Source organism: Nostoc sp. XA010 (assembly GCF_020829625.1).
GTDB lineage: Bacteria > Cyanobacteriota > Cyanobacteriia > Cyanobacteriales > Nostocaceae > Nostoc.
This window is the reverse complement of sequence record NZ_JAIVFX010000047.1, coordinates 1-16046: the sequence shown is the minus strand read 5'-3', so window position 1 is coordinate 16046 and position 16046 is coordinate 1. Positions and strand designations below refer to the sequence as shown.

14 protein-coding genes and 1 pseudogene are annotated in these 16046 nt (G+C 40.8%); 6 read left to right on the top strand and 9 right to left on the bottom strand.

The features are described from left to right. Positions 1 to 155: 155 nt before the first annotated feature. Together LC608_RS32205 and LC608_RS32200 are read right to left on the bottom strand one after the other, a co-directional pair. Complete coding sequence (locus LC608_RS32205) at positions 156 to 656, bottom strand: hypothetical protein (protein WP_229557445.1); 501 nt, start codon at positions 654 to 656, stop codon at positions 156 to 158. Between the two features lie 104 nt (positions 657 to 760). Continuing rightward, entirely contained in the window at positions 761 to 1360 is a 600-nt protein-coding gene (locus LC608_RS32200; protein ID WP_229557444.1) for a UbiA family prenyltransferase, read from the bottom strand. Between the two features lie 644 nt (positions 1361 to 2004). On the opposite strand from LC608_RS32200, the gene LC608_RS32195 reads away from it, so the two are divergent. Continuing rightward, a complete protein-coding gene (locus tag LC608_RS32195) occupies positions 2005 to 3021 on the top strand; it encodes a ribose-phosphate pyrophosphokinase (protein WP_229557443.1) in 1017 nt (338 codons plus the stop codon). Between the two features lie 186 nt (positions 3022 to 3207). Here LC608_RS32195 and LC608_RS32190 read toward each other — a convergent pair whose 3' ends face one another. Then, positions 3208 to 6852 (bottom strand): response regulator, encoded by a 3645-nt coding sequence (locus LC608_RS32190; protein ID WP_229557442.1) that lies wholly within the window; start codon positions 6850 to 6852, stop codon positions 3208 to 3210. A gap of 354 nt (positions 6853 to 7206) precedes the next feature. Here LC608_RS32190 and LC608_RS32185 point away from each other — a divergent pair, with 354 nt between their 5' ends. Further along, positions 7207 to 7440, top strand: a complete 234-nt coding sequence (locus LC608_RS32185; RefSeq protein WP_229557441.1) for a hypothetical protein — start codon at positions 7207 to 7209, stop codon at positions 7438 to 7440. 550 nt (positions 7441 to 7990) lie between these two features. Here LC608_RS32185 and LC608_RS32180 read toward each other — a convergent pair. The 3 genes from LC608_RS32180 to rsmI form a co-directional block, all read right to left on the bottom strand. Continuing rightward, positions 7991 to 8923, bottom strand: a complete 933-nt coding sequence (locus LC608_RS32180; RefSeq protein WP_229557440.1) for a general stress protein — start codon at positions 8921 to 8923, stop codon at positions 7991 to 7993. A 58-nt stretch (positions 8924 to 8981) separates the two neighbouring features. Continuing rightward, entirely contained in the window at positions 8982 to 9260 is a 279-nt protein-coding gene (locus LC608_RS32175) for a GlsB/YeaQ/YmgE family stress response membrane protein (protein WP_229557439.1), read from the bottom strand. A gap of 378 nt (positions 9261 to 9638) precedes the next feature. Continuing rightward, complete coding sequence (gene rsmI, locus LC608_RS32170; protein ID WP_229557438.1) at positions 9639 to 10499, bottom strand: 16S rRNA (cytidine(1402)-2'-O)-methyltransferase; 861 nt, start codon at positions 10497 to 10499, stop codon at positions 9639 to 9641. Between the two features lie 80 nt (positions 10500 to 10579). On the opposite strand from rsmI, the gene LC608_RS32165 reads away from it, so the two are divergent. The 4 genes from LC608_RS32165 to LC608_RS32150 all read left to right on the top strand — a co-directional run bounded on the left by LC608_RS32165 (position 10580) and on the right by LC608_RS32150 (position 14159). Then, the gene (locus LC608_RS32165) at positions 10580 to 11476 is read left to right on the top strand and encodes a sugar kinase (protein WP_229557437.1); all 897 of its coding nucleotides are present in this window, start codon (positions 10580 to 10582) and stop codon (positions 11474 to 11476) included. A gap of 27 nt (positions 11477 to 11503) precedes the next feature. Beyond that, positions 11504 to 12364: a 3'(2'),5'-bisphosphate nucleotidase CysQ gene (locus tag LC608_RS32160; protein ID WP_229557436.1), complete on the top strand. Its 861-nt coding sequence runs from the start codon at positions 11504 to 11506 to the stop codon at positions 12362 to 12364. Between the two features lie 396 nt (positions 12365 to 12760). After that, complete coding sequence (locus LC608_RS32155; RefSeq protein ID WP_229557435.1) at positions 12761 to 13072, top strand: RNA-binding protein; 312 nt, start codon at positions 12761 to 12763, stop codon at positions 13070 to 13072. Between the two features lie 367 nt (positions 13073 to 13439). Beyond that, positions 13440 to 14159: a hypothetical protein gene (locus LC608_RS32150; protein WP_229557434.1), complete on the top strand. Its 720-nt coding sequence runs from the start codon at positions 13440 to 13442 to the stop codon at positions 14157 to 14159. 64 nt (positions 14160 to 14223) lie between these two features. On the opposite strand, the gene LC608_RS32145 is transcribed toward LC608_RS32150, so the two are convergent. From LC608_RS32145 to LC608_RS32135, 3 genes and pseudogenes are all read right to left on the bottom strand, one after another. Further along, complete coding sequence (locus LC608_RS32145; protein ID WP_229557433.1) at positions 14224 to 15111, bottom strand: hypothetical protein; 888 nt, start codon at positions 15109 to 15111, stop codon at positions 14224 to 14226. Positions 15112 to 15159: 48 nt separating this feature from the next. Continuing rightward, a complete protein-coding gene (locus LC608_RS32140; RefSeq protein WP_229557432.1) occupies positions 15160 to 15669 on the bottom strand; it encodes a hypothetical protein in 510 nt (169 codons plus the stop codon). 219 nt (positions 15670 to 15888) lie between these two features. After that, a pseudogene (locus LC608_RS32135) lies at positions 15889 to 16046 on the bottom strand (photosystem II q(b) protein); the annotation flags it as partial.

Here is a 16046-nt window from a genome sequence, read left to right as displayed (position 1 = left end):
CAGAGCTAGGTTATTTTCTAGTACAGGTCGGCGGAAATAAACCTACCATTTAAAACAGCCAGAAAGGCTAAAATTAAAGCTTTTTGACTTTTGACTTTTGACTTTTGACTTCCGCTTTGCGGTACTAGCCCATTTAACAGCCCTCAATTCTCAATTCAATTTATCTTCTTGAGAAAACGAGAGATTTTGAAATATGCAAAATTAACTTGAGAATCCAGGTTATACAAATCGCTCATCTCTTTTTCAATCAATCCTTTGGGAAATAGATGTTCACGATTAACTACTATCAAAACCGTATCTGCATGATTTGTTAAATTGTCAATTTTTTCTGCAAACTTTTCATCATTAATCCCCTTCCTGAACTCATTCCCAAAATCGTGTCCATTCAGACTGAGAAAGTCACCGTAGTATCTAAATAATCTGGGATGGCCAAATAAAATTACTGACTTTGTAGAAGAGGAGCGATTTTTTATAATGTACTGGATTGCAGAGCGGTAGTCATCTTTATGATAGCGATCGTTGAAGTAGTAGTTATAAAAAGTCAGGTAATATAAAATCGGTGGTAAAGACAAAAATGCAGCAGGAAGCCACCATTGCAGCCATTGCCTTAAATTTCTATAGAGCGTGCCCCATGCAAGTAAGGGTCTGCACTCCAAAGAGTATAGGTGACAACCGTACAAGTAGTGACGACATTTTCCATGCGAGCCAATAGGGGCAAGGAATAGTATTTGAGGACAGAACGAGGCTTGTTGCCTTTAATTTATGCTAACCGTAGTTCTGCTTTGCGCTTCTCAATACCCAAGAATAGCGCCAGCATTGCAGTGCAGATTAAAAACCAACTAGATAAAACAATACCAGTAGCAGCAGCACCAGCGTATGCTCGTAGGACAAATCCGGTAGCGATCGCTCCAACATCCAAAATTACCATCCGTTTGGGTCGCAGATTATAGGCGATCTGCAACACAGCGTATGCACTTATGGCTGCACCCAACTGGGGCGATCGCAACCACCCAAAAATCAAAGCACTACCCAACAGCACCAATGCCATACCACTAGCAACACGGGTACTAACTAATCCAGCAGCAATTGGCCCCTTACATTTGACAAGGTGCTGACAATCAGATTCAACATCTGCGATGTCATTGATTAAGTAGAAGCCACTTGATGCACAACAAAATAATACAAATGCCAATAGGCTACCTAGTATAGATTGCACATTGATGCTAAATGCAAACAAGGGCGCAGCAAACACGACTAGGTTTTTTGTCCATTGTCGCGGTCGCATAGCAGCTAAATAGTGCGCCGACTTCTTAGAACTAGTTAAAGATTTTTCTGCTACTGAATTACGTCGAGAGTCCATAAGTATTTCCCACTTTTATGTCTCAGGAGAATTTAGATTGAACAATTTTTCTGCATTTAGCTGCATTTAATTAAAATTTATTTTAGTAAAAATACTTACAAATCTTTACCTAGATGATATTACTCTTGTTGAGTAATGTTTTGGTATCATAAAGAATATTTTTATTAAATCTTTATTTAAAATTTATCCAATCTTTATCTAAAAATTTCATTGTGTGTGAATACCTTGTGTCCACTGCTATCGTGTTCTAATTTATGTAAGTGCAATTTTTGTCAATGCGTAAGGGGTAGAATCATAAGCTACTCTTGTAGTACTTAGTTTAAGGTGCTATACTCTATGAGAACAAGCACCAATATCACTTAACTTGTAAATGCTTTAGTGTTAGCTATAAATGAGGTATTTAGAAGAATCTACCACACCAATGTTTACCTCAACCCAAAAATTTGAACTATAGACCTAGTGGATGGACTAAATGTCCGTTAAGCTATCAATAGTTTGCTTACCAAAAAAATTAGACAGTTGGCGAATGATAATTTTATGGAAAAATGTTTAAATTTTGTATGGATAGATTCAATAAAACTCACAAATGTTTTTTTAGGCGAGTTCTCGGTTAAACCTATTAAATCTTTAATGATAATATTGCTATGAATGCACATAGAGGATCTGCTGTGCTCAGTTCTGCAAGTTTCAAAGTGCAACCATCTGCAACAGGACTGAGTGATAATCATCGCCTGCGGCTGTTTTCTGGCTCTGCCAATATACAACTGTCTCAAGAAGTTGCTCGTTATGTGGGCATGGACTTGGGGCCAATGATTCGCAAAAGATTTGCGGATGGAGAACTTTACGTTCAAATCCAAGAATCGATTCGGGGTTGTGATGTCTATTTAATCCAGCCATGTTGTCAACCCGTGAACGATCATTTAATGGAATTATTGATTATGGTTGATGCCTGTCGTCGAGCTTCTGCGCGACAGGTGACGGCAGTAATTCCGTACTATGGCTATGCCCGTGCCGATCGCAAAACGGCAGGAAGAGAGTCAATAACCGCCAAGCTAGTTGCTAACTTGATCACCGAAGCAGGTGCTAACCGCGTTCTAGCAATGGATTTACACTCGGCTCAAATTCAAGGCTATTTCGATATCCCCTTTGACCATGTTTATGGTTCGCCAGTATTGCTGGATTATTTAGCAAGCAAAGAACTGCCCGACCTTGTGGTTGTTTCCCCTGATGTTGGCGGTGTAGCGCGAGCCAGAGCATTTGCGAAAAAGCTGAATGATGCCCCACTGGCAATTATTGACAAACGTCGTCATGCACATAATGTTGCCGAAGTGTTAAATATCATCGGCGATGTTAAAGGCAAAACGGCAGTGTTAGTGGATGACATGATCGACACTGGAGGCACGATCGCTGAAGGAGCGCGATTACTGCGTGAAGAAGGAGCGCGTCAAGTATACGCCTGTGCAACTCATGCAGTGTTCTCTCCACCAGCGATGGAACGGTTATCTAGTGGCTTGTTTGAGGAAGTCATTGTCACTAATACAATTCCCATACCAGAAAACAATCGTTTTCCCCAGCTAGTGGTGCTATCAGTAGCTAATCTCTTAGGAGAAACTATCTGGCGGATTCATGAAGATACTTCAGTCAGTAGTATGTTCCGCTAGCCAGATACACAGAGTATCATTCGTGTTGTAGGCATAAACAGGGATAAATTACCCACACTGTCCTCTTGATCGGGTGCAGTGTGGGCTTTTAGTTATTACTGTCTTTGTTTAAAAACCTGAACCTTGAAAACTAAATACTGTAAGCGTTGCTTGGTGTAGCACTATTGACTCTCCACTTTCCCTGGCTCACCGATACAGCCAAACCCGAAGTAGTGAAAGCAGTTGCTCTGTATCTATAGGTTTGGTGATGTAGTCAGAGGCTCCAGCTTCAATGCACTTTTCGCGATCGCCTGGCATGGCTTTAGCAGTTAAAGCAATAATTGGTAATGAACGAAACTGCTGTTGCTGGCGGATGGCGCGAGTGGTTTCGTAACCATCCATTTCCGGCATCATGATGTCCATCAAAACTATATTAATCTCAGGATTAGTTTGCAGTTTCTCTATGCCATCTCTGCCATTTTCGGCAAACAGCACTTGCATTTGATAGCTTTCTAAAAAGCTGGTGACGGCAAAAATATTTCGCAGGTCATCATCCACAATCAAAATTGTCCGATTCGCCAGCACCGGATCATTTTGGTGTAGTTGCTCTAGTATTTGCCGCTTTGGTGGGGGCAAATTTGCTTGTACCCGATGCAAAAACAGGGCAGTTTCGTCTAACAACCGCTCTGGCGATCGCACATTTTTAATGATAATTGTCTCTGCTAGTCCCCGCAGTTGGGTTTCTTCTTTTCGGCTGAGTTCTTTGCCGGTGTAAACAATGATCGGCAGTTTTAAAAGCCTGGGTTCTTGCTTTATTTGCTCAATTAGTGTAAAACCGCTCATATCGGGTAGGCCGAGATCCAGTACCATACAATCAAAGTGATGCGATCGCAAAATCGAGAGGGCTTCTGCCCCCGTACCCACTGCTGTACTATGAACATCGCCATTACCGATCAGTTCGATAATACTTTGGGCTTGTACGGGATCATCTTCTACGATGAGAAGATTTTTTACCTGACGCTCAATAAAGCCTTTAATCTCTGTCAATACCTGAGTTAGGGCTTCTGGAGAAACGGGTTTTTGTAGATAGGTAATCGCTCCTAACTGTAATCCCCGTTGCTTTCTTTCATCAACAGAAAGTATATGTACTGGTATGTGTCTAGTATCTGGGTTATGCTTCAGACGATCTAGCACCGTCCAACCATCCATCTCTGGCATGTGGATATCTAGCATAATTGCATCGGGCTTAAACTGTTGCGCTAGTGCTAGACCTTGTTTGCTCTGTAAGGCAACAACGGTTTTAAAGCCCTGCTCACGGGCCATATCTAGTAAGATGCGGGCAAACTTATCATCATCCTCGATAATTAGTAAAATGCGATCGCCCGGTTGAATGATTTCCCGGTCATCTGGGATATCGTTGGGTAAGCTGACAAAGACTTTCGGCGATGGAGAAATATCTACAGTTGTGAGTCTGTTTTCAACTATTGGCACTTCTTTGATGAGCGATGCTGCACGCATAGAGCTGATTGGCCCAGAAGGTGATGGAGTAAGACTATTTTTATCCTTCCCTTCATGTCGCCTGGGCAAGTAAAGAGTGAAGGTGCTTCCCTGCCCTGGTTGGCTGACTATTTCAATTCTCCCGCCCAACAGTTGAGCCAGTTCGCGGCTAATGGACAAGCCCAAACCTGTTCCCCCGTACTTGCGGCTGGTTGTGCCATCTGCCTGCTGAAATGCCTCGAAAATAACCTTTTGCTTCTCCTCTGGAATGCCTATACCCGTGTCGCTAACTGCAAAAGCAATCATGGAATTATCACCTTCGCCTGCCTTAGTTGCTATGCCAATTTGTAACTTCACGCCTCCTTGTTCCGTAAACTTAAAAGCATTAGCTAGGAGATTTTTCAGCACTTGTTGCAGACGTTTGGAGTCGTTATAAATTGTCGGTGGTAATTTTTCATCTCGTTCAATAGTAAAGCTGAGTTCTTTATTGTGGGCAACTTGCCGGAAAGTCTGCTCTAAAGATTTCTCCAAATCTACAAGAGCAATTTGCTCAATATCGAGCGACATAGTACCCGACTCAATTTTTGCCAAGTCTAGAATGTCATTAATCAATTCCAGCAAATCAGTCCCAGCTGAGTAAATAGTCCGGCTGTACTCTACCTGTTTGTCGGTCAAGTTCTTAAGAGAGTTATCTGCTAGCAGTCTTGCTAAAATTAACAAGCTATTTAGCGGTGTCCGTAACTCGTGGGACATATTCGCCAAAAATTCCGACTTGTATTTAGAAGACAACTCCAGTTGTTCAGCTTTTTGTTCTAAAGACTGCCTCGCCCGCTCAACTTCCTGGTTCTTGCGGGCAACTTCCCGATTTTGAACTTCTAATAATTCTGCCTTTTCTTCTAGCTCCTCATTTAGTTGCTGTAATTCCTCGTTAGACTGCTTGACAAGAAATTGCGATTCCTCCAACTCGTGCGCCTGTTGTTCCAGGCGTTGATTGCTCTGCTGTAGTTCTTCTTGCTGGTTTTGCAATTCTTCTGTTAAAGCAACAGACTCTTCAAGTAGTTGCTGGGTTTGCAATTGTGAGGCGATGTTATTTAAAAATACACCCAGAATTTCGCTCAATTGCTCTAAAAATGTCAAATGCAGATGGCTGAAAGACCCAAAGGATGCTAGTTCAATTACAGCACTCACCTGCGTCTCAAAAAGTATAGGCAAAACAATAATATTTAGCGGTGGAGCTTCCCCCAAGCCGGAACTGATACGGATATAGTCATTAGGAACTTCTGTTAGCAGGATTCTTTGTTTTTCTAAGGCGCATTGTCCCACTAATCCCTCACCCAAACGAAACTGATTTGCCAGATTTTTTCGCTCTTTGTAGGCATAGGTACTCAATAGTTTCAATACAGGCTCGTTGTCTATTGAGTCCATGAAATAAAAAACGCCCTGCGATGCGCCAACCAGTGGCGCTAAATTTGACAAAATTAGGCGAGACGCAGTTTCTAGATTTCGATGCCCTTGGAGCATCTGGGTAAATTCAGCTAAGTTAGACTTTAGCCAGTTTTGCTCGTCATTCTTTTTATTTGTATTTTGCAGATTAACGATCATTTGGTTGAAGGTGCGTGTCAACACACCAATTTCATCCTGGCGATCGCTATCTGGTAAACTCACCAATAAATCCCCATCCGCCATTTTTTCTGCCATATCAGAAACTTGCTTTAGCGGTACTGAGATATGTCTGGTCAATACAAATCCGATCAAAGCTAAAATCAAAGAAAATAAGGGAATACTATATACAATGCTGGCGATCGTTTTTTGAGCAGCTACTTGCGCTCTTTGAGAGCGCTGTTTCAGCAGTGCATTCTCCTCATTTTTCATCGCCTGAATAACTTTCTGGATATTATCCATCAGCTGCTTACCCTGATCTGTCAGGACAGCTTTTTGGGAAGCTTCTAAGCCTTGGCTTTGCCGTAGCTCAATGACATCTTTCATTACAGCCATTCTCTCGGTTAGTAATGGCTGCAAAATATCAAGCCGATTTTGTTGGTTGGGGTTATCTGCCGTTAACCTTTGAAGTTCATTGACTTTTTGATTTAGTACTTGAATGGCTGCGTTATAAGGTTCTAAATAGCGCTGTTCTCCGGTAATAATGTAACCGCGTTGCCCAGTTTCAGCATTTGTCAGTTGCAAATTAAGGCCTTCAAGCTGACTTAACACCTGGTAGGTATGGCTTTCTTTACCCGAACTTTCAATTAGCTCATTGGTGCTTTGGTAGGAGATTAGACCAATAGTGGTCAGAGTTGCCAAACTTAAGGCAAAACTAATTCCAATTTTGGTTCCAATCTTCAAACTTTTCAACATTATTCCAGGCAGATATTCCAATAATTTATATTTTTGGCACTATTTGGATTATGTTTTAGTTATACAAATTCAAGAGATTTACTTTGATATGTCCAATTTGTAAACTCTAAACTATATTAACTACGTTTTAATTATCTACATATTAGGATATTTTGTAAAAAACTTTATTATAAACATATAACTTTATAAAATTTTTATATTTAATTTAACATTATATTTTGAGATAGTATAGCTTATCTCCAAAGGAACACTCAGTAATTTTTTAATTGAATCCTGTGATAGATCATTAAATAGTTTTTCTTAGATTATATTACAAATTCAATAACAGAGTCCCACTAAAGAAAGGTGGTTTTTATGAACGCAGTCCTTGACCTAACAAGACCAAAATTTTGCAAAGGACAAAAGGTAGAATTTATCGGTGGATTGGGAACCATAATACAATACTGTCCTAACTCGGGATACTGGTCATATCTTATAGAAATGGAAATGGGTTCAGATCCAGAAATGGGTAGAATTGGTTATGAAACTGCAATTTTACTATTTGAAACAGATATTATCTTACGGCAAGATGAGCCTGTTGCAGCTTAAATTTCATTTTAAAATGATCTTGTTAGCAAAAACTGATTTGAGGATATTAAGTAATTTAAGTTAAGGAAATTTAAGGAGCGCTGAATATTTTTTTGTAACGCTTAAGCAGCTTTTATGGCTGATAAAATTCTGGAAATGCTACCCAAAATTCGTAATTAATAATCCCCTATAGTTACACATAATGCAGTCATATGGCATTTATAATGGTCAAAATAATTATAAAAATTACCCACCTCCGGCTTCCCTCTCCTTATTAAGGAGAGGAATTGAGGATGAGGTTTTATTTTATGTTTAATTACCCTTACCTACTTAATTTTAGTTTTTTAAAACAGTATTTATTTCGATCGAAGCTTGCTTAAAGTTGTAGAAGGTAAGCCAACTTACATTTAAGTAATTATGTAATTTCTAGGAAAAGCAGTCTACTTTCCTAAAAATTATCGAGAATATGTACAATTCCAGTATGGTGTAAAATCTCTTAAAATTAACCTTGATGTTTAAAAAACGCTCATGGGTAAAGCCTTTCTAAGAACAATCAGGTATTAACACAACCCTATTGACTAATAACCTGGCGATCGCTTCTACTGGCATTAACTACAGATGTGCTATAGATACAAAATTTTTCAATTTTGTGATTTTCTAAAATAGCTCTTGCACCTGCCATGTAGATATCAGTACTATTTATCATTAATAAGTAATTGCCCAGGGTCACTTGATGTTCATAATATCTGGCTAGATCCTCAGAAATTCCTAAAGTAGGATAATTATCTTGGGAACTGCTGATATCTACCTCAGTAATACTATTCAGTGTCTTTGCATCCTTAGCAATCACCGACACTTGAGCCATAGGAAAGCCAGCTATTTTCAGTTCAGTAAGTGCTTTTTCTGTATCTTGGCGCGTAGAAAAAACACCAACTGCATTTTTATAGCGGCTATTTGGGGTCAAATATGGATCATAAATGCTCCACTGTTGAATATCACGGCGATTAAAAATTCTTTTAGCAAGACGAATCTCTATATCTATGCCGTTTACTATCACCAAATAGTAACCTTTGCAAACTAGATTGCTGTAACCCTGTCCTTGCTCTTTAGGAATCCCTAAACCCAGCAACACACGATGCAAATCACCTGTGGTTGCATTGATCGCATCACCTGTTAAAGTAGCAGCGATCGCAGTTGCTTCTGCTCCGGCTAGAAAGACTCGTCCTATACCAGGAATTACCCAGAGGATTAAACCCACTAATAAGCCACTAACACCGCCTAAAGCACCACTTGTAAAGGCTTCGGCATTTTCTGAGGATATATTCTTGCCAGTGCGAACTTTAACTTCAACACTAGCAATATCGCTTTCTTCTTCTACATTCCGTGCAATTATAGAAACTTTGTGCATGGGAAAATTAGAAGCTTTTAGTTCCTGAACTACCAATTCTATATCGGAACACCTAGCGAAAACTCCTATAGTTGTCCGCTCTTTTTCTAATGTCATTTTATCGGTTTATTGCAGTTTTAAGCAATTCCCAAGAGTGTTAGCTGATAGGAGGCAATTACGCTGATCGCCGAGTCACTAAACCCCAAATGAAAATTAGTAGCATAGCGCCAAGAACAGCAAATAAAATGCTTCCAAGGGAGAACGCTCCAGCAGATGCGGCTGCTGCCGAACCACTGCCTAGTAAGGTTTGACCCAAATAACCACCGACTACTGCTCCAAGTATTCCTAATATGATGGTGGAGACAATACCGCCACCTTGGGTTCCTGGATAAAATAACTTAGCTAACGCACCTGCAATTAAACCCAAAACCAGCCAAGCAATAATGTTACCCATTGAATTTCTCCTTTGTTGAGAATCTTATTTGTTTGCTTTTGACTATTTCATATTAAAGTTTTCATCCAAAATTCCTGATCTATCTAGAGAACTAATATCAAAAATCTTTAGATATCATTTGAATATTCATCAGGTTGTCTTTGAGGATAAATATACAAAGTTAGTATTTGCCTCCTAGTTACGGTTGTGCATAACTTAGAGTCGGGAGCATCGCTTTTGCAAATATTGTGATTATACAAAAGCGGCATTAGTACACCACAGGGTAAATAAAGATACCATTTCAAATGGCGCAAGAAGCTCGGAATACAATTATTATGCGTAACTTTTGACTTTTGACTTCCCCGTAGGGGTTGACTTCCGCCTTGCGGTATTAGTTGCTCACAACTCAGTAGTGACGACTATAGAAAGAGCTAGTTGATAAAGTTGACGACGGGGAAGGGAGGTAAATTTTGCTAACTGACGGCTAGCTTGCGATCGCGATATCCCCTGACTAATTAACTGTTTCAATTCGGCTTTCAGTTCCTCTTCTGTGAGTTGGGGCTGACTAGCTGGAATTCCTGCCACTACTAATGTATATTCACCTTGGGGTTCTCGTTGGTTATAGTGAGCGATCGCCTCGGCAATTGTCCCCCGCCAAAATTCCTCATACAATTTAGTTAACTCCCGCCCTAACACAATTTGGCGATCGCTTCCCCAAACAAGAGCTAAGTCTTGTAAAGTATCTCGCAAACGGTGGGGTGATTCGTAAAAAATCAATGTACGAGATTCTGTTTGCAGAGATTCTAAATATTCTTGTCTCTGTTGACTTTTAGCTGGGAGAAAGCCTTCAAAGACAAACCGATCCGTTGGTAATCCAGATGCACTCAATGCCGTAATTGCTGCACTAGCGCCAGGAATGGGAACTACTGTAATTCCCGCCTCAATACAGGCTTTCACCAGTTCATATCCAGGATCGGAAATTCCTGGCATTCCAGCATCGCTCACCAGAGCGATCGCTTTATTGTTAACTAAATGCTCTAATAATTCTGGGATGCGGCTGGTACGATTGTGTTCGTGGTAACTCACCTGGGGAGTCTTAACTTGAAAATGCTGTAATAATTTCCCAGTATGACGAGTGTCTTCCGCAGCAATGATATCTACAGTCTGTAAAATTCGCACCGCCCGAAAGGTTATATCTTCCAGATTGCCAATTGGTGTGCCGACAACGTAAAGTGTTCTTGGTTTTGGATCGGTTTGCATGAGTAAGGGTTAGGAGTTAAGAGTTAAGAGTTTGGAGTTAAAAATAATAATTTATGCACCTATACGAAAATATATGACAAATGGATAATCTAAAATCCAAAATCCAAAATCCAAAATCGCATCGTGGGTTATTTATAGGTTTAGTAACCTTAGATTTGATTTACCTTGCTAACTCTGCCCCTAAGAATAATCAGAAGATTGTCGCCACTGACTATACTGTGGCAGCAGGGGGACCAGCTACAAACGCGGCTGTGACTTTCAGCCATTTAGGAAATCAGGCTACAGTCTTGGGTGTAGTGGGTTCTCACCCCATGACGGAGCTAATTCGGGGTGATTTGGCAAATTACAAAGTTGCGATCGCAGACCTTGAGCCTACCACTGATTTAGCACCGCCTGTCTCCTCAATCATTGTCACCCAAGCTACGGGTGAACGAGCTGTAGTTTCCATCAATGCTGTCAAAACTCAAGCCAATAGCGCATCTATCCCGCCAGATATTTTGCAAAATGTTGATATAGTACTGATTGATGGACATCAAATGGCGGTTAGTTATGCCATAGCTCAAATCGCTAAAGTCAAGAATATCCCAGTAGTAATTGATGGTGGGAGTTGGAAGCCTGGATTTGAGCAAATTCTACCGTTTGTAAATTATGCCATCTGTTCGGCTAATTTTTATCCCCCTAGCTGCCAGACTGGAGAAGACGTTTTTACCTATCTGAGAGGATTTGACATTCCTCACATTGCCATTACCCACGGACAAAAACCAATTGAATACTTGAGTTGCACCAAAACTGGTATCGTACATGTACCGCAGATTCAAGCAGTTGATACATTAGGGGCTGGAGATATTTTCCACGGTGCTTTTTGTCATTACATTTTAAGGGAAAGCTTTACTGATGCACTGGCACTGGCAGCTAATATTGCTGCTGATTCCTGTAAATTTTTTGGCACTCGGCGCTGGATGGATTTAAAGTGCTGAGTAGTCAAGTTAATAAGGCCAAATTTAATGAAAGACTTAAAAGAAATATTAGCGATCGCTCGTGAGGTAGGTTGGGGCGCAGCAGATATACTGCGATCGTATTATCACGGGACTGCAAAAGATCCTAATTTAGATGTAAAATATAAACAAAATGAACCTGTTACCGTCGCCGATGTAGCTGTAAGTCAATACATTTTGCAGGCACTACAAGCAAGTTTGGGCAATGAAGATTTTGCTTATATTAGCGAAGAAACCTATCAATCTCCAACTGGTGTAGCACAGCCTTCCCCACCTTGGGTATGGATAATTGACCCTTTGGATGGCACACGAGACTTTATCGAAAAAACTGGAGACTATGCAGTTCATATTGCTTTAGTCAAGGAAACACGCCCAGTTTTGGCAGTGGTGGCAATCCCAGAGGCTAAAAAGTTATATTACGCTATCAAAGGCGGGGGTACATTTGTAGAAACTCCTGATGGTTCTGTTCCTTTACAAGTGTCGTCAGGCAAACGAATTGAGGATTTAACCTTAGTCGTTAGTCGTTCTCACCGCAACCAACGCTTAGATTACTTATTACAAAAGTTACCTTGTCAAAATCATAAATCTGTGGGCAGTGTAGGTTGCAAAATCGCCACCATAGTCGAGCAACAGGCAGATATCTATATTTCTCTTTCCGGCAAGTCTGCGCCCAAAGATTGGGATATGGCAGCACCAGAATTGATTTTAACAGAAGCTGGTGGTAAATTTACCCACTTTGACGGTACTCCGTTGCAGTACAACACTGGTGATATCAATCAATGGGGAGGTTTGCTGGCTAGTAACGGCGAATATCACGAGGTGCTGTGTAAAGAAGCAGAAAGGATTTTAGCGCAGTTTGAGCATAGCTAAATGGGGCATTTCAGGATGAATATTTTTTAATTTGCTTTTAAAACAGTTAATCATGATATGATTAACCCCAATACCGATAATAATCTTTACCCCTTAGTCCACAGCATAATTTTCAAAACACTAAATAGCAGCGCGATCGCTAGTTGATTGTGGTTTCATGTTAAAAGTGTAACTTGTATAATACAAGCAACAAAAGCCAGTCATTGGAGAAGTCTACAAACCTACTCTTAAGGTTTGATTTGTGAATAAAATTCACAATAAGACGATATTCAAAGGGTGAAGGCTGTGGTAGACTCATGGGTGTAAAGATTATTTTCGGTTGAGTAACTCGTTTTGATTTCTAAAAAGTGTCTCTCCGAATTTAACTATCTACACTCCCTGAATTCGGAGATTTCTATGTCAATTTACGTCGGGAACCTGTCCTATCAGGTTACAGAAGAGGACCTAAAGCAGGCTTTTGCAGAATACGGAACAGTAAATCGTGTTCAACTACCCACAGATCGGGAAACAGGCCGGCCGCGTGGGTTCGCTTTTGTGGAAATGGAATCAGACACGCAAGAACAAGCTGCCATCGATGCACTTGATGGTGCTGAGTGGATGGGACGTGATTTGAAAGTGAACAAAGCTAAACCTCGTGAGGAAAGAAGTAACTCCTCTGGTGGTAGCTGGGGTGGCGCTAGTCCTCGCCGCAACAATAATCGCTACTAAGTCGATTCCTAAAAATTTCTCATTTAGAGTCTCCAGCAGATAAAGCCAAAGGCTGCACTCTGCTGGAATATTTTATAGCTATGCCGTATTACCCTCGCTAGTTGACAGTAGACGCAAACGCGAGAGCGTCACCTAGAGAAGCGGCTTCCCGCAGGATAAGCTAATACTAAGAATCATTGCTTTCGTTGGGTAACACTAAAGTTAAATCCAACCTACAAATATTTTATTTTTTCAGAGTAATAGAGAGCGATAGTTTGTTGAATTCCATTTACGGAATTTGCAGCAATATAAATGTATCTTCCTGTGTATCCATAAAGTATTGTAGATATCGTTAGTCTGCAATCCTTGGCTCTGGATTTTCAAGAAAATGTTACGACTTTATCATTTATTACTAGGTTGTATTTTGCTGGTGTTAATACCAGTGGGAGCAAAATTTGTTCTCCCTCTATTTTCTGCACCCAAAGTGGTAAAATCCCCCGCCGTTGCAAAACTTCCTAACCCTAATGAGGGAAATATCTGGCAGAAAATTCTGGGAAATAATGCTGCTCCAACAAATTGGCAAGTTGCTCCTTGTAAGGGAAATGCGCCTTTATTGTGTGTTTCGTCCAAAAAGGAACTTTTGGGTACAGTTGAGATTAACGTTTACCCATTAGCAAACAACGATGATTTCCAAAAGAAACTCGTAGCTGTTGGTATTCCACCTGGTTCCCAAGTGGACTACCAAAGTTCCAAATATCAAACCCAGATATTATCAGCACTCAAGGCTTGGGTTGCAGACCACTATGCTGCTTTTGCCAAAGACCGTCAGGGTGAATATGGAAAAGAGATTACTTTCTTAACCTACCCACCCCAACCAGTACCCGTTGGAAAGCTTCAGGGAATCCGCTATGGTTTCGCCGGACTCAAGCAAAAAGGTGGAGTACAAGAGCAACATATCGGCCATGTTGCCTTTGATGGCAATAAACTTTACGTAATTACCACTGCCTTTGACCCAGGTTCGCAAACAGGTAAGTTTGATAAATTGGAAAACTTAGCTATTTTTCAACCTTACTTATATGCGATCGCAGCAGATTTGCGTTTACCCTAATTGGTGTGGGCTATTGGGCATGGGGCATTGGTTCTTCTTCCTCTGCTCCCCACTCCCAATCAACCTAAATCTCAGCCACCGCTCGCTCAATCAAGCGACGTGCTAAAGTTTGTGTGCCGGTGTGTTCATAATAATTAGTTGCTACATCCAGGAACGCTGCAAGGTAATCTAACTTGTCATCGGCAACATCGACAAAACTTTGCAAGTTGTGGGCAACTTTTTGTGGCGTTAAATTATTCGCGCTGACAATACCACTCATCCAACCTTTAACTGAGTCAAAACTTTCGCCAATAAAGTTGAGTTTACTACCAGCATTGTTCCCTGGAATCACATCTTTGATGTTTTGAAAAGTCGAGTTTTTTTCTAATTCTTGTGGATTTGTCTGATTAAGCCCCGATATCGCTTTGCTAATGAAGTCTGGGCCCAGAGGTATCAAACCATCAACGCAAACTAATGCCACCATGCGGATGAGTGACTCACTACTATACTCACCTAAAGAGGCGACAAAATCCCCAATACTATCTCCAGGAATGCCGTTAATTTGACAGAAGGCTACTAACTCAGCAACTAATTTCAATGTTAAATCGATGGTTTGAGCTTTATCAGGTTTAGGAGTGATAGAGTTTAAAAACCCCAATAATGGAATTTTCTCGCCAACTTTGTTAGCTAAAGCTGCTGCACCAAGTGCTTTATCTGTACCATCAACGGTTTGATATAACCACAAGGCTGTTTGGTATCCTTGGGATTTATCGTTAAATAGATAAATTGCTCGCTCACCAATTTGTTGAATTAAATCTTCGTCGTCTTCGCCAGTAACAGTCTTAATGGTGTTGACAAAGCCGACAGTATTTTGCCACTCTCCAGGAGCAACAAAATCAAGGGACTTTAACATAGAAATGGTCAAGCCACCGGTTGGCAATTGATCAACCAAATCAGCAATCGATTTGCTCACAAAAATCTCCTTATTTAGGTTTTGTTATCTGAATGTTCGTACTGCAAATCATTTCAGTTTAGCCAGACCATTAAGATTAAACTTCTCTAGCCAATCTGCGCGATCGCTAGCTGTAAATGACGAATCACGGGAAAGTGCTTTTACTTGGTACTTGCCTACCAAAATTGCAGTTTGCGTCTTACCAACTTCCACTGCGGGATAACCGCCAATTTTTTTGGCACTCTTCGAGAACTTTGCTGCTGCACTAGGCGTGCTGGTGGTATCAGAAATAGACAGTAATGCTATATCTTTACCGCCTTTTTTCAACTTCGCTTCTGCAAAGCCTTTTTTCTCTTGGCTATAGACGCGCTGGTAACCATCGCCTGAATTAGGGAAAAGTTTATTAAATTGGCTACCCTGAGTTGCATTTTTAGCAACCGCAAGACCCTTTTTTTGTTGAGTGCTTTCTTTTTGCGCCTGGTCAAAACGTCCAGGTGCTTTTGGGGTACAGGCTGTTGTCAGTAATAAAACTGACAGCAACAAAGCAGCTACTACCCTACGCCCACGGTGTAAAATCATTTCCTGGCTTCTCCTTATAGTTGAGGTTTGAGGCAATTATCTGCGCTGCTAGCAATTATTACCCGTAAAATTTACTTTTTGATAATTATTTCCTAAGTTCTGAACTATAGCACCTCAAAAAAATGTACTAATTAACCCAATGCAAAAACGCCCCCCCTTTCGGGAGAGCGTCTTTTACTTATAGATTAGATAAGCCTGAATAGCGTATCTCAGATTAGATTAACCGTTGATAGCAGGAGCAGTCAGAGCCACAGGAGCAACATCTAAAGCCGCCAAATCTAAGGGGAAGTTGTGAGCGTTACGCTCGTGCATTACTTCCATACCCAGGTTAGCCCGGTTGATTACATCAGCCCAAGTGCTGATGACGCGACCGCTTG